General features: G+C 55.6%; 16 protein-coding genes. 13 read left to right on the top strand and 3 right to left on the bottom strand.

Annotated features, from left to right (window positions below; genetic code table 11):
- The first annotated feature begins 9 nt into the window (after window positions 1–9).
- Window positions 10–342, top strand: coding sequence for a hypothetical protein (locus ACAW75_RS24400; protein WP_370731402.1), 333 nt, complete (start codon window positions 10–12; stop codon window positions 340–342).
- Between the two features lie 79 nt (window positions 343–421).
- On the opposite strand, the gene ACAW75_RS24395 is transcribed toward ACAW75_RS24400, so the two are convergent.
- Together ACAW75_RS24395 and ACAW75_RS24390 are read right to left on the bottom strand one after the other, a co-directional pair.
- Window positions 422–1,978, bottom strand: a complete 1,557-nt coding sequence (locus ACAW75_RS24395; RefSeq protein ID WP_370731401.1) for a DUF4394 domain-containing protein — start codon at window positions 1,976–1,978, stop codon at window positions 422–424.
- 185 nt (window positions 1,979–2,163) lie between these two features.
- Complete coding sequence (locus tag ACAW75_RS24390; protein ID WP_370731400.1) at window positions 2,164–3,693, bottom strand: capsule assembly Wzi family protein; 1,530 nt, start codon at window positions 3,691–3,693, stop codon at window positions 2,164–2,166.
- 233 nt (window positions 3,694–3,926) lie between these two features.
- On the opposite strand from ACAW75_RS24390, the gene ACAW75_RS24385 reads away from it, so the two are divergent.
- From ACAW75_RS24385 to ACAW75_RS24330, 12 genes are all read left to right on the top strand, one after another.
- A complete protein-coding gene (locus ACAW75_RS24385) occupies window positions 3,927–5,519 on the top strand; it encodes an McrB family protein (protein WP_370731399.1) in 1,593 nt (530 codons plus the stop codon).
- An 83-nt stretch (window positions 5,520–5,602) separates the two neighbouring features.
- Window positions 5,603–6,634, top strand: coding sequence for a galactitol-1-phosphate 5-dehydrogenase (locus tag ACAW75_RS24380; protein WP_370731398.1), 1,032 nt, complete (start codon window positions 5,603–5,605; stop codon window positions 6,632–6,634).
- A 121-nt stretch (window positions 6,635–6,755) separates the two neighbouring features.
- Window positions 6,756–7,589 carry a carboxylating nicotinate-nucleotide diphosphorylase gene (gene nadC / locus ACAW75_RS24375; RefSeq protein WP_370731397.1) on the top strand — a complete coding sequence of 278 codons (834 nt, stop codon included), beginning with the start codon at window positions 6,756–6,758 and terminating at the stop codon, window positions 7,587–7,589.
- A gap of 113 nt (window positions 7,590–7,702) precedes the next feature.
- Window positions 7,703–8,362: a Uma2 family endonuclease gene (locus tag ACAW75_RS24370; RefSeq protein WP_370731396.1), complete on the top strand. Its 660-nt coding sequence runs from the start codon at window positions 7,703–7,705 to the stop codon at window positions 8,360–8,362.
- 69 nt (window positions 8,363–8,431) lie between these two features.
- Window positions 8,432–9,433, top strand: coding sequence for a quinolinate synthase NadA (gene nadA / locus ACAW75_RS24365; RefSeq protein WP_370731395.1), 1,002 nt, complete (start codon window positions 8,432–8,434; stop codon window positions 9,431–9,433).
- Between the two features lie 64 nt (window positions 9,434–9,497).
- Window positions 9,498–9,722, top strand: coding sequence for a hypothetical protein (locus ACAW75_RS24360; RefSeq protein WP_370731394.1), 225 nt, complete (start codon window positions 9,498–9,500; stop codon window positions 9,720–9,722).
- Window positions 9,712–10,029: a hypothetical protein gene (locus ACAW75_RS24355; RefSeq protein WP_370731393.1), complete on the top strand. Its 318-nt coding sequence runs from the start codon at window positions 9,712–9,714 to the stop codon at window positions 10,027–10,029. Before ACAW75_RS24360 ends, ACAW75_RS24355 begins: the two co-directional genes overlap by 11 nt.
- Before the next feature lie 6 nt (window positions 10,030–10,035).
- The gene (gene nadB, locus ACAW75_RS24350) at window positions 10,036–11,619 is read left to right on the top strand and encodes an L-aspartate oxidase (protein ID WP_370731392.1); all 1,584 of its coding nucleotides are present in this window, start codon (window positions 10,036–10,038) and stop codon (window positions 11,617–11,619) included.
- A 90-nt stretch (window positions 11,620–11,709) separates the two neighbouring features.
- A complete protein-coding gene (locus ACAW75_RS24345) occupies window positions 11,710–12,849 on the top strand; it encodes a 5-(carboxyamino)imidazole ribonucleotide synthase (RefSeq protein ID WP_370731391.1) in 1,140 nt (379 codons plus the stop codon).
- 55 nt (window positions 12,850–12,904) lie between these two features.
- On the top strand, window positions 12,905–14,053 hold the full coding sequence (locus ACAW75_RS24340; protein ID WP_370731390.1) for a helix-turn-helix domain-containing protein: 1,149 nt from the start codon (window positions 12,905–12,907) through the stop codon (window positions 14,051–14,053).
- Between the two features lie 50 nt (window positions 14,054–14,103).
- On the top strand, window positions 14,104–15,636 hold the full coding sequence (locus ACAW75_RS24335) for a S41 family peptidase (protein ID WP_370731389.1): 1,533 nt from the start codon (window positions 14,104–14,106) through the stop codon (window positions 15,634–15,636).
- Entirely contained in the window at window positions 15,633–16,751 is a 1,119-nt protein-coding gene (locus ACAW75_RS24330) for a serine hydrolase domain-containing protein (RefSeq protein WP_370731388.1), read from the top strand. The genes ACAW75_RS24335 and ACAW75_RS24330 overlap by 4 nt, the downstream gene beginning before the upstream one ends.
- Before the next feature lie 110 nt (window positions 16,752–16,861).
- On the opposite strand, the gene ACAW75_RS24325 is transcribed toward ACAW75_RS24330, so the two are convergent.
- A complete protein-coding gene (locus tag ACAW75_RS24325; RefSeq protein ID WP_370731387.1) occupies window positions 16,862–19,555 on the bottom strand; it encodes an alpha-amylase domain-containing protein in 2,694 nt (897 codons plus the stop codon).
- Window positions 19,556–19,661 lie beyond the last annotated feature (106 nt).

The following is a 19,661-nucleotide window of genomic DNA, read 5'->3' as shown; positions in this document are numbered from 1 at the left end:
TAAACCTTTATGAAAAAGACTGTTGCCAGCCTGGTGGCCCTTCTTCTACTGGCCTTTTACCTGTTTGGCCTGTTCCGTTGGCTGACTTCAGGCCATACTATAAACGAGGTGGTAAGCACGATCGCATCGGACTGGTTTTTACTGATCACCTTTGTTGACCTGTCCGTATTTTTTCTGCTGTGTATGATCTGGGCGGTGAAAGACATGCGACAGAGGCGTATCTCCGTGGCGACAATGATTGCCTTACTACTGGGCTGTCTTCTTGTGGGCGTGGCTCCGCTGCTGTTCTATATCATTTACCGCAACGAGTCTACCCTGGTGAACACACCACGTCTTTCCTGAGCACGTACAAAACCGGCCATCGCCGACCTTGATCAAGGTCGGCGATGGCCGGTTAGCTTTCAGGTACGCTGACTGACTCCTAAAAACCCAGGCCCAGCGTGAAGCCGCGTGGAGCCGGGTTGCCTGGTATAGCCGCGCCCGCTGTTGCGGCGCCCGTTGTCAGGTTGATTAAATAGACCTTTGTAACGCCAGCCGAGCGTAATAGTGCATAGGCCGCATTCGTTGTTCCGCCAATATCGAACCCATTGGTGCTTTCCACATCGACACCCAGCGGGCCAACATTCACCAGAACGCCGTTGTTCGGCGGGTTTTGCGCAAACAGCACAGCCCCGCCAGCCCGGACATCAATATCGTATAATGTGGTCGTCGCTGCCCCCGCGAAGTTGTTCGTGTAGGCACCTGCCGATACGTTCGGCGTTCCCGAAGCCGGTGCGAAGGTGATCGCGCCGTCTGTAGCCGTCAAGGTGCCGTCGTTTGGATTTAGACGCAGATTCTGGCCCGTATTGCTGATAACCCGGATGCGGTCGACCGTTGGGTTAAAATCGAAGCCGAAATCAGTACCCGACAGCGTGAAGGCCCCGGCCGTTCCCACCTGTGTGGCAGTCCAGGCGTTTGTGTTGTTGACGCCCACTACATACAGGCGGCTGGTGCTACCCAGCATGAACAGTTGGCCATTCACCGGCCGCGAATCCATACCCAGAATTGTTTCGCCCGCCTGTAAGCCTGTCAGCGTCTTGGTCGTGACAGTGGCCGGATTCAGGGGGTTGAAGATGAGCAGGTTGTTCGTACCACCGTCGATAGCGTAGGCAACGGGCGAGGTGGGAATGGCCAGCCCAATGATTGCGCCGGGCAGGTTACCCAGTTTCTGCAACCGGCCCGTTGTGAGGTTGATCTGCTGTAATTCTGAGGCGCCGTTGAAGGTCACGGCGGCCAGCCCCTGCGTGTTGTCGGTCGATGAAATATCGAAGCCAACGGCATCGGTGATGTTCAGGCCAAGTGGACCCACGTCGGTCAGTGTGCCGTTGTTGGGTGGGTTCTGAATGTACAGCCGATCAGTTGCCGGGTCGATGTCATAGAGCGTGGTAGCAGTTGCCCCAGCCACGTTATTGGTGTAGGCAACACCCGCTACCGCAGCGCCCGCCACACCGTTAATGGCTCCGTCGGTAGCCACCACGGCCCCTGTTTCGGGGTGCAGCCGAAGATCCTGGCCGGTGTTGGTCACCAGCCGGATACGGTCGACGGTTGGGTTGAAATCAATGGACACGATTGCCCCCGAAATGGCGGGCGAGAATGCGGTGGTCGTCAGCGGTCGAGCTACGGCGGTCATGGTGTTGATCACGAACACGCGGCTCATGTTGCTTACGCCATATAGCTGACCCGTAGCAGGCCGGAAATCGATCGAGACGATCCGTTCGCCGTTCGGTGTGTCTACGCCGGTAATGGTTGTTGTGGCAATGGGGGTGTTCGAGCTTCTGATGTTCAGTTGAAGCAGCTGATTCGAGCTGTTCAAGGCATAAACGATCTGGTCGGGCAGCGTAGCCGGATTGGGCTCCGTGCGGTGGTCGCAACTGGTCACGGTGACGAGCAGGGCCAGGCCCGCCACAAACGATTTGATGGGTAAGCGATTGAAAAACATAGCGGTTGAGTTTGAGTCTATATGAAAATGCCGCTCGGTAGAGTACCGACTGTCATGCATACGACATACTCAGCCAACTGGATGTATCAGATTAAAATAAAATTAAACAACCGAGCTAACGGTCAGGTAAGGCTATGCATACCGGCAAATTGTGAGCCTATCGGCCGTGTAGGCTGGCTATCCGGCTACCACCGCTTTTGCAGGCTGACAAAACCGCCTACCCCATCAGGGTACAGCTCGCCCCTATCCAGCGCCAGCGAGGCGGTAAGCCATACGTTTGGTAATCGGGGCACCTTTCCCTGCCCCGCCAGCATGGCCGACACCTGTTGGTAGGCGGGCGTAAACGGCTGATCATACCCGCCAAAATTGCGGCTCCAGGCCAGCCGGGTTGTCAGCAAGATCGTTTTCCCAACCAGTGCCTCAGCCCCGGCGTACCACATCACGAGCCGGTTATTTGGGAAAAAACCCCCACCCTGATTCGCGTTTACGACCTGGGTAAAGGTGGTTCGGGGCGCAATGAACGGGGTACCGATGGTGCGGCCCTGATAACTCCACCCCTGCACATACTGCCCGTGATTGAAATAGTTGTCACGCCCCTGAAACTGCCGGCTAAAATCGAAGGTATCGCCCGACTGATCGGTCGTGGTCAGCCACTCAACCACCACCCGCCTGAGGCGGAACGTACCTGAGCCGGGCTTCCGGCTGAGCCAGCGCAGGCCGGTCAATCCGTCGGGTATGTTCTGTAAGGCAATGCCCGACGCATCTTCGTAGATGTGCTGATGGTACAGTTGCCAGCTATGCTGCGCCCCGTTCCAGCCGAACGCAAAATCGATGCTACCCACGTGATTCCCCACCCGATTGGTGCCATCGAACTCCGTAAAGCGATTATTGGCGAACGCATCGGGGTAACGGGCCAGCACCACCGCTACATAGTCCTGAAGCGTATTTGGCAACTGGCCATCAACCGAATAGATTGTATTGCGCAGGTAATCGGCCTGGCCGCCCCACTGCGCCTGATGGTTCAGACCGGTTGTGAACGTCAGTTTGGCGGTTGGCTTTCCGAACCGGAGATACAGGTATTTCTGGTGCAGCATGGCTCCCTGAATGTTGGGTTGTGTAAACCAGCCATGCGCATAGCCCGCCCGGAACGCCACCGAGTTGCGCAGCCACTTCACCGGCACGAAACCGGGCGTGTGCAACTGAACCTTCGGAAAGGGTAGCGCATTGCCCGACCAGGCCACAAAACCCGACGTCAGCGTGGTGTCGCCCAGCCCGTACACTTCCCGCCGCCGACCGGCAAACAGCTCGAACTGCCCGAGCCGCACCTTGGCGAACACCTCGGGCCATAGCACCTGCCGGGCATCGTTGAGATTGGCATTTACCAGATCGTCCGGCCCGGTATTGCCCACAACGGCCAGTCCGAAGCCCCAGTCGAACCGCGATGATTTTCCGCCCGACGTGGAAGCTAGTGCTGAGTTGGCCCGATAATCGCGAAAAATGGTGGCCCGCAACGTACCTGCCGAACCGCCCAGCGGCACTATGCCGTATTGGTTGGTTCGAAGCCAGAACGGCGTCTGTGCCCTGCTGCTGGTCAGATACCCCACCTCGGCAACACCTCGAATTTGGCCAGCGCGGAACACACTGTCGACCGATTGCCCCAGCACTGCGCCTGGCAACATGACCAGCACCAAAAGAATAGGTAGACGAAACGGCATAGTGTGGTAGTGCTGCGTAGAGACATTGAATACTACGCAAAATACAGGTAGCCGGATTAGCGAACTAACGATGTTCGTTATGAGATCATGAAGCCAACAACCCGACACGGCAGGCTGCCGTTTCTGTCACCTGCTTCCTTGCCGCCAGAAAGAGCAGGAGAATCTACCGGCTGATCCGTTTTGTTACCAGCAAACACGCAGGATTCGCCTGAAACTGCGTATCTTAGTATGGCATGATTGCTGAACAACCGTCCCAAATTCTGATTGATCGTATTCGCGATATTGGCCAGCCCGAAGCCGTACGGCGCTTTTTCGGGCTGCTGAAAGAGCTGATCGACATTGTTAACCTACCCAACGGTGATCCCCGTCTGTCGTTTTCGGTGCGAAAAGACCGCAAAGCCATTTCGGCCGATGTTAACTTCTTTCTCGCCCTGCGCCTGTATAAGCCACGCACTGGCGAGGCCGAATACTGGCTCACCGTCAAACGCGATGCACAGGAGACGCTAAAATCACTGACCGAAGTCGATTTTGCCCCGATCACCGAAAAAGCGGATTACATCTCCGTGATTGTTGGGCACAGCAACGCGCATTTGCTGTACAACCAGACCCTACGCCGCTGTTGGGAAGACTGCCTGCTCGAACTGGTGGAAACCGCCAAACGCGGGCCGCATGTGGCCCGGCATAATGCTGATATGTATGCCGCCGCCGAAAATGAAGGGTTTCTGACTGATCTGCTCCGGGTAGCCGAAAACCCGGACCTCGCCTATGGGCGTCTTCACGACGACAACGCGAGCCATGTTGCCGAAGCGGCAGTAGCGTATGTACCGGCCCGGCCCGATTTCCCGACGAACCTGATCCTGTACGGCCCACCCGGTACAGGAAAAACCTACCGCGCCCGCCAGCTCATGCACGCCTTCGATCATGATGTGGTGACGTTTCACCCGTCGTATGGCTATGAAGAGTTTGTGGAAGGTATTCGGCCTGAAGTGCTGGGCAATCAGGTGAGCTACAAAATCAGAAAGGGTATTTTTTACCGGGCCTGTATGGCAGCCATTCAGAAAGCCGGTTACGCCACCATGGCCGACTGCCTGAACGACCAGCCCGACCGGCGGCAGCGCCAACTAGCCAACGCCCCCGCCCACGTGCTGCTGATCGACGAGATAAACCGGGCTAACGTGGCGAAGGTACTCGGCGACCTGATCTCGCTGCTCGAACCCAGCAAACGCCTCGGTGCACCCGACGAACTCTGGCTGACCCTCCCCTACTCGCAGGACCGCTTCGGTGTTCCGGCTAACCTGTATGTGCTGGGCACCATGAACACGGCCGACCGCAGTATTGCCCTGCTCGATGTGGCCCTGCGTCGCCGCTTTTCGTTTCAGGAAATGGGTCCGCAGTACGACCTATTCGGCCACGTTGACGGCATTGAGCTAGGTACGTTGCTGAAAGTGATGAACGAGCGCATCGAATACCTTTTCGACCGCGACCACTTCATCGGCCATGCGTACCTGATGGGCATCGAGACGCACGCTGACCTTTGCACCACCTTCCGCGACAAAATTATCCCCCTGTTGCAGGAATATTTCTACGACGACTGGCGGAAGATTCAGCTCGTGCTGGGCGATAACCGCGCCTGGGGTAAAACACCCGATCAACGCCTTGTCTGGACGAAAAAGCAGTATACGGCCCCGATGGAGCGCGACCTCTTTGGCGAATCGCCCGATGAGCAGCCCAACGTGACCACTTACGAATTAAACCCGCATCTGCTATCAGGTACGTTCGATCAGGTACCTACGGAGGCCTTCTCCCGAATTTATCAGCGAGGGTAAAAGCCAAACCAATCCGGTTTATGGTTATATAATCGCGGCTTCGCGCATGCGTTGCTTTCGCTTTATCTTTCACTCTTTGTTCCATGAAAGCGCTCGTTTTAACCGAATACAACCATTTTGAATTACAGGACGTAGCTAGCCCCAAACCCGGCCCCACCGACGTGCTGATTCGGGTGCAGGCGGTAGGCATCTGCGGCTCTGACGTGCACGGCATGGATGGCAGCACCGGCCGCCGCATTCCGCCCATCGTGATGGGGCACGAAGCCTCCGGTATCATTGCTGAGATCGGTGACGACGTGCGCGACTGGGCCGTAGGCGACCGCGTCACCTTCGACTCGACGGTGTATAAACTCGATGACTGGTATAGCCGCCGGGGCCTGTACAACCTGTCTGACGGCCGCGAAGTCGTGGGCGTGTCGACCCCCCAATTTCACCGGAATGGGGCGTTTGCCGAGTTCGTCACGGTGCCGCAGCATATTCTCTATGCCATTCCCGACGGCGTTGGTTTCACTCAGGCCGCGCTGGTGGAGCCCGTGGCTGTAGCCCTGCACGCGTTGAGTCTGACCCCTATTCAGGTCAATGATTCAGCGGTGGTAGTGGGGGCGGGTATGATCGGGCTGTTTGTGATTCAGGCCCTGAAACTGGCCGGTTGCGGACAGATCATCGCCATCGACCTCGACGATGACCGGCTGGCCCTGGCGCAGCAACTTGGGGCCACTCATGCCTTCCGCGCCGACTCCGACAACGTACCTGGGCAAGTGCAGGCACTCACTCACGGGCGCGGTGCCGATGTGGCGTTTGAAGTCGTGGGCATTGCACCAACCGTACAAACCGCCATCGCCTGCGTTCGCAAAGGAGCCACCATTACACTGGTGGGTAACCTAAGCCCGACAATCGAAATCCCATTGCAGGCTATCGTCACGCAGCAGCTACGGTTGCAGGGTTCGTGCGCGATCAACGGCGAATACGAAGCGGCCCTGAGCCTGATCTCGAGCGGAAAAATAAACGTCGAGGCCATTTTAAGCGCCGAAGCACCCTTAACCGAAGGAGCCGACTGGTTCAACCGCCTCCAGGCAAAGGAGAAAGGATTGATTAAAGTCGTACTGAAACCGTAATTTGGCGGAAAAAATAGTTTCAAGTTTCAGGTTTCAAGTTTCAAGTGCTTTGCTCAATTACCAGATTGGTTGATGAGCAAAGCACTTGAAACTTGAAACCTGAAACTTGAAACTTCATAAAATGACACTACCCGAATTTATACGCCTGGCGCTGGCCGAAGATGTTGGCGACGGCGACCATACCTCGCTCAGTACCATTCCTGCCGATGCACAGAAACGCGCCCGATTGCTGGTGAAAGAAGCCGGTATTCTGGCCGGTGTCGAGGTGGCGCTGGCCATTTTTCAGGAAGTAGACCCCACGTTTCAGGTCGATGTGCTGATGCGCGATGGTGACCCCATCACACCCGGTGATGTTGTACTGACGGTGGCCGGCAACGCCCGCCACATCCTCACGGCCGAACGGCTCGTGCTGAACTGCATGCAACGGATGAGCGGCATTGCTACCCAAACGCGGCAGATGGTGCAGGTGCTGGAAGGCACGCGCTGCCAACTGCTCGATACCCGCAAAACCACGCCAAACTTCCGCATCTGCGAGAAAATGGCCGTAAAAATTGGCGGCGGTGTCAATCATCGGTTCGGGCTATACGACATGATCCTGATCAAAGACAACCACGTCGATTATGCCGGTAGCCTCACCAAAGCCGTTGAGCAGGCCGTACAATACCTGGCCGATACCGGTCGGAGTTTGCCCATCGAAGTGGAAGTTCGGAACCGCGCCGAGGTAGAAGAAGCGCTGGCCGTTGGTCACCTCACCCGGATGCTGCTCGACAATTTCGCCCCCGCCGACCTCCGCGATATGGTGCGGCTCATCAACGGGCGGGTCATCACCGAAGCGTCGGGTGGTATCAACATGGACAACCTCCGCGCCTACGCCGAAACCGGTGTCGACTATATCTCATCGGGCGCGCTGACGCACCACGTGAAGAGTCTGGATTTGAGTTTGAAGGCGTATTGAATGAACACTGTATAATGAAGGATCGGTCTGCCGATGCGGTACACTGTACATTACCTCGCGGAGCCATTATTCATTGTACATTGTTCATTATACAGTAAAACGAATCGACCACCATGACTGAACTAGCCGCTCAATTACTGGAGTCATCGCAGGCCCCCCGGATTAGTCAACAGGTGCAGGCGATTCTGAACGAAGAACAGAACCGCCGTCGCGCATTCTACGAATGGATGGACGAAGACACGAAAACGGAATTCATCAACGGAGAAATCGTTGTGCATTCGCCAGCGTTGGACAAGCACAATCAGGTTGTCATGCATCTGGGTACGTTGCTGAACGTGTTTGTCAGCGAACGTGAACTTGGTGCCGTTCGTGTCGAAAAGGCATTGGTTGAATTAACGCGCAACAGCTATGAGCCAGATTTGTGTTACTTCGGACCTACGAAAGCAGCAACCATTAAACCTGATCTGCTATACTATCCAGCTCCCGATTTGGTGGTTGAAGTACTTTCAGAAAGTACGAAGAAGAACGATCGTACGGTAAAGTTTGAGGACTACGCCGCCCACGGTATCGCTGAATACTGGATCATTGACCCCACCCGCCAGACCATTGAACCGTTTAGTATCGATGCTGACACGGAGGAATACGCTGCCCTGGGTAGGTTCCGAATCGGGCAGTCGGTGAGCAGTACGATGCTGCCCGGCTTCACGATTCCCGTTAAAGCCCTGTTTGATACTACCGCAAACGTTGCGGCGCTTCGGGCGTTATTAAGCTAGGCAGAAGAGCCATTACGGTCCGCCTGGAGGCGTCATTATACATTGTACATTATACATTCGTCAGAGACTATGACAATGCCACTCACTATTGAAGAGGAAGTTCGCCAGATCGGGTACGTTAGCCGGTCGGCACCAAAAGATAAGCAGGAACTGATCGACGGCATCCGGCGGATGAAGGAAGAGAAGAATGCCGTTATCCTGGCCCACTATTACGTCGACGAAGACATTCAGGACCTGGCCGATTTTGTAGGCGATAGCCTGGGCCTAAGTCAGCAGGCCGCCGCTACGGAAGCCGATATGATCGTCTTTTGCGGCGTGCATTTCATGGGCGAAACCGCCAAGATCCTGTCGCCCCACAAGAAAGTCGTTATCCCCGACATGAACGCGGGCTGCTCCCTGGCCGACTCTGCCCCGGCCGACAAGTTTGCCGAATTCAAGGCGCAGTACCCCGACCATATCGTGCTGTCGTACATCAACTGTTCGGCCGAGATCAAGGCGCTGTCTGATATCATCGTCACGTCGTCGAACGCGCTGAAGATCGTGCAGAGCCTACCCGCCGATCAGAAGATCATCTTCGCCCCCGACGCCAATCTGGGCCGTTTCGTCTCGAAGAAGACGGGCCGCGACATGGTCTTGTGGGACGGGGCCTGTATCGTGCACATCGACATTTCGCTGGAAAAACTGAACGACCTGCGCGCCAAATACCCCAACGCCAAGTTCATTGCCCACCCCGAATGTCAGGAGCATATCCTGATCCACGCCGACTACGTAGGGTCAACTACTGCGCTGTTGAACTATGTGGTCGAGCAGCCTGAAACGGAATTTATCGTAGGTACGGAAGCGGGTATTCTGCACAAGATGCGGCAGGCGGTTCCGGGCAAAAAGATCATTCCGGCCCCGGCCAATGAGAATAACACCTGCGCCTGCTCGGAGTGCCCGTACATGAAGATGAACACGCTCGAAAAGCTGTACAACACGCTGTACTATGAACTCCCCGAAATTCACGTACCTGAGGCCGTCCGCGTAAAAGCCGAAGCATCAGTGCTCAGGATGCTGGAAATGTCTAAATGATTACCAGACCTACAAGAGCTAGGTCCCCCCGTTTAAAACCTTATAGACCTTTCTCCCAAAAGTCATGCAACAGATCACGTTACAGCCGCACAATGATCAGGAGATGCGCTTGATCAAACAATTGGCCAAGACATTGAATATCAAGGCAACCGTTGAAAAAGAAACACCCAAGCAAAAGAAAGAGCGTGAATTTCTGGATAGCTTCGACCGTCGTGCAGAGGATGTAAAGGCACACTTAAGGGGCGAAAAGAAACTTCAATCCGCAAGAGACTTTCTCAATGAGCTTTAACGTAAGCATCATCCCGGATGCAAAGCAATTAGTTAAAAAGTATCCCTCGTTCAAGCTGGATCTAGAGGCGCTTATCACTTCGCTAGAAGAAAATCCCCAGCAGGGAGAACCACTTGGAAAAGATTGTTTTAAAGTTCGGCTTGCTATCAGTGCGAAGAAAAAAGGTAAAAGCGGAGGAGCCAGAATAATCACTTGTGTCAAAATAATTGATGAGGAGGTCTTTTTAGTTGCTGTTTACGATAAAAGTGAGTTCGATACGCTCACGGACAAAACAATTGAACAACGATTAAGAAACGCTGGACTCTAGTGCCTTATGCCCCATCAATTCGACTACCTTATTATCGGCTCCGGCATTGCGGGGCTTAGTTACGCCACCAAACTGGCCCGTCATTATGATGAGTTGAGCCAACCTATCCGTATCGGTGTGATCACGAAAGTGCAGGCCGACGAAACCAACACCAAATACGCGCAGGGTGGCATTGCGGGCGTGTGGTCGAAAGACGATACATTCGAGAAGCACATCGACGATACGATGGTGGCCGGCGATTTTCTGAGCGATCGCCATATTGTGGAGATCGTGGTGCGCGAAGCCCCCGAACGGATTCAGGAATTGATCGACTACGGCACCCGCTTCGACAAGGAAGACGATGGCGATTATGATCTGGCCAAGGAAGGCGGCCACTCCGACTTCCGGATCCTGCACTTCAAAGATGTGACCGGTGCCGAAATCGAACGCGCCCTGCTCGACGCCGTGAAGCAGTACCCGAGCATCGAGATCTTCACGCACTACTTCGCCGTTGACCTCATCACCCGCCACCACCTCGGCGAAACCGTTCACCGCTACGACAGCAACAACGAATGCTTCGGCGCCTATGTGCTCGACACCAACACGGGGCAGGTCGACCGGTTTCTGGCCCGCACGACCATGGTGGCTACGGGGGGCATCGGGCAGGTGTATGCCAACACGACCAACCCGATCATTGCCACTGGCGACGGCATTGCAATGACCTACCGGTCGAAAGGAATTTGTAAGGATATGGAGTTTATCCAGTTCCACCCCACGGCGCTGTATGAACCGGGCAAGAAACCCAATTTCCTGATTTCTGAAGCGGTGCGCGGCTTTGGCGGCATTCTGAAAAACGTGAAGGGTGAGACCTTCATGGAGCATTACGACCCCCGCCTGTCGCTGGCTCCGCGCGATATTGTAGCCCGCGCCATTGACTCGGAGATGAAAAAATCCGGCTCGCAGCACGTGTACATCGACGTGACCCACTGCGATTACGAGAAGTTTATCGAGCATTTCCCGAACATCACGGCCTACTGCAAAGACAAGCTCGGCATCGATATCCGAAAAGACTTCATTCCCGTTGTGCCTGCCCAGCATTACATGTGCGGCGGCGTGCGGGTCGACGAGTTTGGGCGCACGAATATCCACCACCTCTACGCCGTGGGCGAGTGCGCCTGCACGGGCCTGCACGGGGCCAACCGGCTGGCGTCTAACTCCCTGCTCGAAGCCATCGTGTTTGGCCACCGGGCGTTCCTGAAATCGATCGAGGAATTTGAGCAGACGACTATTCAGGAAGGCATTCCGGCCTGGAACGATAGCGGCACCACACATCCTGAGGAACTGGTACTGGTGACGGAGATCAAACGCGAGCTGGAGGCCATCATGTCGAACTACGTAGGTATTGTGCGTTCCAACCGCCGCCTGAAGCGGGCGATGGACCGGCTGGAACTCCTCCACATCGAGCACGAAGAGTTATACCGACAGTCGAAAGTATCGGTGCCGATCACCGAACTTCGCAACATGATCGAGGTGGCTTATCTGGTCATCAAAGCCGCTATGGCCCGCCGCGACAACCGGGGGCTGCACTTTAATATTGATAATTTGAAATAGTTTCAAGTCTCAGGTTTCAGGTGTCAAGCGGTCCGCCGCTGCGGTGCTCCGCTTGACACCTGAAACCTGAGACTTGAAACTCTGTTTATTATGACAAAAATCGGTATCCTCGGCGGGGGGCAGTTGGGCTTGATGCTTATTCAGGCGGGCATCGACTGGAACCTCGTCATTCACTGCCTCGACCCTGATCCGCAGGCATCCTGCAAGGACCTTTGCACGCAATTTACGGTCGGCTCGCTAACGGATTACGACACCGTTTACCAGTTCGGGCAGAACGTCGATGTGCTGACGATCGAGATCGAAAAGGTGAACGTCGACGCGCTGGAAGCCCTGGAACGGGAGGGGAAACGCGTGTATCCGCAGCCATCCGTGATTCGGCAGATTCAGGATAAACGTACCCAGAAACAGTTTTACCGCGACCACAACCTCCCCACCGCCGACTTTGTACTGACCGAGACCCGCGCCGACGTGGCCCGACTCGTGGCCGAACAGCCCGATCTGCTGCCCGCTTTCCATAAACTGGGCCGCGACGGGTATGACGGACGGGGCGTACAGCGAATCGCTGCCCCCGCCGATGCCAACAAAGCCTTCGATGCGCCGGGCGTGCTGGAAAAAGCCGTTGATTTCGAGAAAGAGCTGGCTGTGATCGTGGCCCGCAACGCCAGCGGCGAGGTGCGTACCTTCCCGACAGTGGAGATGGTCTTTCATCCTGAACTGAACCTGGTCGAGTACCTGTTTGCGCCCGCCGATATTACTGCCGAAGTAGAAGCGCAGGCACAGACCATTGCCCGGCAAGTAGCCAACGCTTATAGCATCGTGGGCCTGCTGGCCGTTGAGCTATTTCTGGATAAGCAGGGCAACGTGCTGATCAATGAAGTAGCCCCGCGGCCCCACAACAGCGGCCACCATACCATCCGGGCCAACCGCACGTCGCAGTTCGAGCAGCACTGGCGGGCCATCCTGAACCTGCCGCTGGGCGACACCACCGCCCACGGCCCCGCCGCCATGGTCAACCTGCTGGGTGAACCCGGCCATACGGGTCCGGCGCATTACGAAGGGCTGGGTACGTTGCTGGCGATGCCGGGCGTATCACCGTTCTTCTACGGTAAAGCGCAGACGCGTCCCGGCCGCAAAATGGGTCACATCACCATCCTGGATTCATCGCTGGAAGCCCTTCGCGAAAAAGCCGACACCGCAAAAAACAGCATCCGGGTTGTGACCAATGCCTAAAATTTGTAAAATGGCCAACGTTTGACGAACACGGCCGCCGAGTCGACCATCCGTTATGACCATCGCCCCGCTGGACATCATTCTGCTGCTTGGTTCTTTGCAAGGCTTCATTCTGGGTACGTTGCTCTGGACCAGCCGGAGGGGCAATCGCCTATCAAACCGGTTGCTGGGCGCACTGATTGGCTTGCTGGCACTTATGAGTCTGGCGGTGGGCATTCCAGTGATGAATCGTTGGGTGAGTCTGGCCATCGACCTGCTACCGATGTTTATGGCTATGCCCATCGGGCCACTCCTCTACTTCTACACCAAATCAGTGCTCGATCCGGCGTTTCGGCTGGGCAATACTGAATGGCGGCATTTTTATCCGGTGGTGCTGGATTGGGTGGCGCCACTCATGGGCTGGGTTTTTCTGACCGGTCGGCTGCTGGGCTTTTTCGAGCAGCAAGACGGACCCGCCTGGGGGCACCTCATGCAGGCATACAACACCTATGTCGACATCCCCCGCTGGCTGGCTGTCACGGCTTATCTGGTACTAACGAAGCGATTGCTGGCCAGACTACCAGCACCCGTAGCCGGTTCCGATGCAGGTCAGAGCCGGCGCTGGCTGGGTCAGTTCATCACTATTTTTGGCGCCTTCCAAACGCTCTGGTTCCTGTTTATGGTGCCCTACATCGTTCCGGGATGGCGGGGGCCACTGCTCGACCAACTGGGCTGGTATCCGATTTACATTCCTGTAGCCATCCTTATTTACTGGCTGGGCCTGCGTGGCTATCTGCGAAACCGGTCCGAGAGCGAATTGGTCACGACCAAACCAGCAAACGCCGACCTGCCTGCTGAATTGGTTGCGGAGGTAGTTCGTGCTTTAAACAGGGCAATGGAAACAGACCAGCTTTTCCTGAACCCCGAACTCACGGTCGATAAAGTGAGCAGGCACCTTCAGGTATCACCAAAGCTGATTTCGGCGGTGCTGAATCAGCAGTTACAGACCAATTTCAACAGCTTCGTGAATCGCTACAGAGTCGAGGCCGTGAAGTACCAGCTAACTACGTCCGCCAGCAACCACCTGACACTAACCGGTATTGCGTTCAACTGCGGGTTCAATTCGCAGGCTACCTTTCAGCGTGTATTCAAACAGATGACCGCCCTTTCGCCGACAGAATACATGAGCCAGCAACGTAAAAATTCCGCTCAAATCAGGATTTGAGCAGACGCAGACGGTGATTATGCGCTGTTTCGTGCAAAAATCACCGCGCTATGAAATCACTGCTCTGGGTCTTCCCCGTTCTGCTGGCGCTGAGTCCACTCAGGTCGGCCGCTCAGCAAACGCTCTCGACCGATACGCTGCTGACACGCGTGCTGCAACCGGCCGATATGCAAGCTGATTTCCGCTACTTTCGCCGCCTGCTCGAAGAGACACACCCCGGCCTGTACCGCTACGTACCCAGAACCGTTATGCAGGCCAAACTGGATAGCATCGACCGTACCCTGACACAGCCACTGCCGTTTTACACCTTCTTTGGCATAGTAGCCGAACTCATTGGCGAGATTCGTTGCGCCCACACCCATGCGCTACCCAGCAAAAACTGGCGTGAGCAGTTCAATGGTACGCTGAAAACAATACCCTTTTATCTGTTTCCGGCCAGCCAGCGAAGCTACGTATTGCTGAATGGTACCAGCGACCAGACAATTCACCCCGGATTTGAACTGATTGCGATCAACGGGCAGTCGCTGGAGTCGATTCGGCAACGGCTTTACCGGTATTACTGGGCCGATGGCTACATAGAATCGGCGAGAATGGCGACGCTTAAAGGGGAATTATTTGCCCTGTTTTACTACTGGTTCATCGATCAGCCCGGTACGTTTGCCTTTACGTTCAGCAGCCTGGCCGGCGATACGGTACACGTCAGCGCTCCTGCGCAGCCGTTTGCCACCACGTTGAAAACGATGAGGCAGAACCCCGTCAACAAACAGATGGTGGCATGGCACGTTCGCAAAAAGGCCAAACATCCGTGGCGGCTCTCCTTCCCGAACGACATTGAGCAGACGGCCTTCCTGCGACTCGATGGTTTTGGCGGAGAAGGAGTCAGTAATGGTGATCAGGCAATCACGGTTTTCAGACAATTTATGGACAAAAGCATGGCGAAAATCGCGAAAAAAGGGGCTAAGAACCTGATCATTGATTTGCGTGGTAACGCGGGTGGGTGGGACAGTCAGGGTATCGAGCTATTTACGTACCTGATGAAAACAGATACGGCCGTTCCCTATTACGCCCGCCAGCACAGCGTGACAGACAGCACCGAGTTTCTGCAGTTTTCGGATCTGTCAGACGCTGACCGCAGGCATGTGAAGCAGGAATTGATTCGTGAAAGTGATGGCACGTTTACCTTGAAACAGGGTAGCGATACGCGTGAACCGATGCGGTATGCGGCCAAGCCAAATCGCTTCAAAGGCCGCGTGTACATATTGATGAATGGCAGTAGCGCATCAACTGCCTCCGAGTTTCTGGCTGTTGCTCACGCAAACAATGTAGGCATATTTGTTGGCGAAGAATCGGGGGGCGCTTACGAAGGGGGGAATGGCAGCAGTTTTATCACCCTCGAACTGCCCAAGTCTGGCATACAGGTCACTACACCGCTGGTATATTACCGCAACGCCGTACCAGAGCCAACGCGGAAAGGGCGCGGCACTATGCCCGACTACACCGTGCCCATCCCAATCACTGACATCCTGAATCACACCGACTCGCAACGTAGCCGTGTAAACGAACTTATTCAACAGACACGATGAAACTGCGGATCCGGGTGCTCACCACCTCGCTTATGCTGGCCATTACCCTGATGGCCAGGGCACAGGTCGCCAACCAAACGCTGGACCTGTCAGATACAGCAGCCTTTGCGGCCAAACTGGATTTGCTCCGTCAGCGGTATCACATTCCATCGCTGTCTGTAGGCGTTGTGCATGGCCGGAAACTGGTCTGGCACAAGGGGCTGGGCTACGCCGATATGGCCAACAAAGTGGTGCCGGATGAACACACGGTGTATCACCTGGCGTCGGTCACCAAGACCTTCGGGGCCCTTATTCTGATGCAACTGGTTGACGCGGGTACAGTGAGCCTGGACGATCCGGTAACGAAATACGGCATTAACCTGGGGGCTCGCTGGGGCAACGATCCACGCATCACCGTGCGGCATCTGCTCACCCATACGGCCCAGGGCAATGCGCTAAACGGCTACAAGCCGGGCTACAGCTTTATGTACAATGGCGCTATGTACGGCCAGCTGAAACAGGTCATTGAGCAGGCATCGGGGCAAACCTTCGGGCAACTGCTGGTCAGGAATATCCTTCTACCGCTTCAGTTGCAACACACCGCCCCTAATTTGGCCGATACCGTTGATTTTGCCCTGATGGGCTACAACCGGGAAGCTTTCGCCAAGCGGGTTGCCAAACCGTATGACTGGCAAAACGACCAACTCGTTTCGGTAACGTACCCCACCTATTTTGGCCCATCGGCGGGCTTAATGTCGTGCGTGGCCGACCTGGTCCTATACTCAAACGCCATCGATGACCGGCTATTTCTCAGGCCCGACACCTGGGACCGCCTATTCACGGCTACGGTCTCGCCCAAAGGTAAAACGCTGCCTTATGGCCTCGGCTGGTTCGTGCAACACCAAAAAGGCGTTAAGCTACTCTGGCACACGGGCTGGTGGACCGGTAATTCGTCGCTGCTGGTGAAGGTCCCGGAAAAGGAGCTGACGTTCATTATCCTGGCTAATTCGCAGGACCTCAGCCGCCCGTTCTACGCCAAGTTCGATTTCTTCAGAACGAACCCGAGGCTTCAGAAAGACCTGCGCGCTTCCGCCTTCGGCAAAGCCTTTCTGGACCAGTTCGTCGGGAAATTGTAGTGCTATTGCTCTCGCATTGGGTTGCTGTCTCGTGGTGCTGCTGACGCTTGTCCCTTCGCCTAAACGTCAGCAACGCGACCAGACAGCAACCTGCCTTACAAGGCAACTAACTATTGTACCAATACCCGCTCGGTTACCTGATGAACACCATCAGACGCGCGGAGTAGGTACGTTCCGGCGGGCAAAGCATTTACAGGTATGTCGAACGTGTTTGCCCCTTTTCTGGCCGACAGGTTCTGGCGACGAACGGCCCGACCAGCCGCGTCAGTCAGGGTTAGGTCAATGGTTGCGTCGTCGGGGGTGCTTATGTCGCCGTGAACGGTATCACGAACTGGATTGGGCATTACGGTCAGGTAGAGTGCCTGCGGATCAATAGTGACGGCCTCGGTCTTTGAATAGGTAGTTGAGCCATCCAGATCGGTCATCTTCAATCGATAATAGAACGTACCTGAACGCTGGCGACTGGCGTCGCCAGCCCATGCATCGTCGGCCGTATAGTCGGCGGGGCCGTTGGCAGTACCTTTTGGCAACACCGTTTGCCGATCCGTAAATGTGCGGGCGTCAGGGCTGCGTTGCACGGTATAGGCTTTAAACTTTGTTTCGTCGGAGGCCCGCCAGCTTAACTGCACCTTATCGAGGCCCGCTTTGGCCCGGAAGGTCACCAGCGTCACCGGCAGGGCAATGACCGGGTTACTGCCACGTACCCAGACCGAATAGCTTTTGGCGGGCAGATCGATGTAGATCCGGTTGTTGCCGTCGACAACCGCCGTCGGGAATGCCGAGTTACCCAGGATATCCGTGAATGTAGTGCCCTGCGCAATCCCGTTCTGAATGGCAATGGCATGATCGACCTGCATGCGGCTGTTACCAAAATTAATAGCAACGATTATGTCTTTGCCGCCCGCCGCGCCTGTGCCGCTAAGTTGGTAGAGCAGCAGTTTCGTGTAGTCTGATCCGTTGAGGAAGTTCGTTGGTGAACCTGGGCCGTTGCCCAACCCGCCGTAGTGGTTCAGGTAGGCTACACTCTGCGAGCCGTTGATGTATGTTTTCAGCACCTGAAGCAACCGGTCGATCTCGGTTTTATGCCCGGCCCGATCGGCCGCCAGCGCGGGGTGCCAGCCGTAGCCGACCGTATTGCCGTTATATACCGTATTAGGCGCCGGGTACCCGTAGTAGTCGGGATAGAACACCAGTGGCACACCCAACTGGTTGTTTGTCAGCAGATAGGCATAGGCCAGGTTCCGGTTTTTATTGACCAGGGCACTGTTGTAGCTCACGTTGCCTTCTTCGCGAAAATCATGGTTATTCAGAAACGTAACGATGTTGAAGCCGCTCATCCCTTTCCCGTTTTTCAGCCCCGTAAAAATCACCTGTCGGGGACTTTCGTCACGATCCAACGCGCCTTTCAGCGCCGCCCGCAATGAGAAATCAAATACCTTCACGTTGAAGTTCGTCACGCCTTTTGTGGCTAAACTGGCCTGCACGGCATCTACCCAGCCTTTCATTTCGTCGAGGTTCTCGGCATACCATTCCCCCACCAACAGGTTCGGCGTTTTTCCCCGCGCCATCATCTGTTGAATCATATGGGCCACGAACTCGGGCTCGAAATGCTTCACGGCGTCTAACCGCAATCCCTTCGACTGTAAGTAATCATAGGCCCACGCCGTCCAGTCGACGAGGGCGGTGCGGGTACTTGGCCGGTTGTGGTCGTAATCGTAGAAATAATCGAGGCTCTGCATCGAATACTCTGGCCCTAAGCACGTTGTCTGCGACCAGCCCGCCGCGCTGCTCCCATCGAAATTCGGCCGAAAGCCATCCCAGTTCAGTGCGCCCTGTCCGCTGGGCATGGCCGTGAAGTCAGTATAGGTCTGGAAATCGAGCTTATAGCCCGCCCCAAACGGGTCGAGGTAATTGGCCAGTTCAATTGGCGCAATAGGGCCAGCCCCATCTGAATCGTACGTGATACTGATAGGCAGGTGATCGGAGTATTCGGAATTGTAGTTGATAGCCTGCAAAAAAATCCGGTCGCCGCCAGCTGTAAACTGGTTGGCCGCCAGCACAACTGTGTAGGTATCTACGTCGCCATTGCTGTTGATTTTGGTCAGGTAATTTCGGCCCAGCTCAAGGCTATACGGATCAGCCGGATCGGTGGTCAGGTCAACTACATTGCTGTTCGCCGGCGACCAGCGCGATCCGCCAACGACGTTCGTCGTGGCGTAAAACATATATTGCGACCCGTTGAAGATATTCCCCTTCGACCGCATCTGGATTGTGTACGTACCTGCGCCCAGTCCGGTAGCGCCGCCAATGGGCAGTACCATCTGCACCCGGTCTGACGGGAACGGGCGTTTAAATCCGCAGGAGGCGCTGTTACCGCTGACGTAGGTGGTCATGTAGTCTTTCACAGCCGGGTTACTTTCTGGCGCACCGCCATCGCGGTGATTATACACCATATCGGCTACGGGTGTCATGCCCTGCGCGGTTATTTCATCAACCATTGCTTTGAGCTGCCATTTCGTGCCGGCATTGGTCACGGTGTTATCGGTGCCGATATACAGATCGCGGGGGTCGTAGCCGCCGCTGTAGGCTCCGTTGCCGGCGAAAGGCGGATACCAGACATGCGTAAAGCCCGCCTGCGACAGGGCGGCCGATTTCAGCCGAAGCGTGTCGGCCCAGGTACGTCCCTGGGGTGGCTTGGGAAAATCCCAGTAAAATCCCTGTAACATGACCTGCTGCGCTACTGCATTGGCGGCAACGGCCGATAATAAGCAGCCCAACATAAACGTGAGTAGTGCCTGTTTCATAGTGTCATTGTATTTCGTTCACAAAAATAAGGATAAAACCCAGAGCGGTCCGCCGTTTCGGGGTAGCGTGCACAGAGCTATTTTTCTCTGTACACGCTACCCCGAA

This window comes from Fibrella arboris (assembly GCF_041321095.1).
In the GTDB taxonomy this organism is placed as follows: Bacteria; Bacteroidota; Bacteroidia; order Cytophagales; family Spirosomataceae; genus Fibrella; species Fibrella arboris.
Note: the sequence above shows the minus strand (reverse complement) of the source record. Positions and strands in the feature narration are given on the sequence as shown.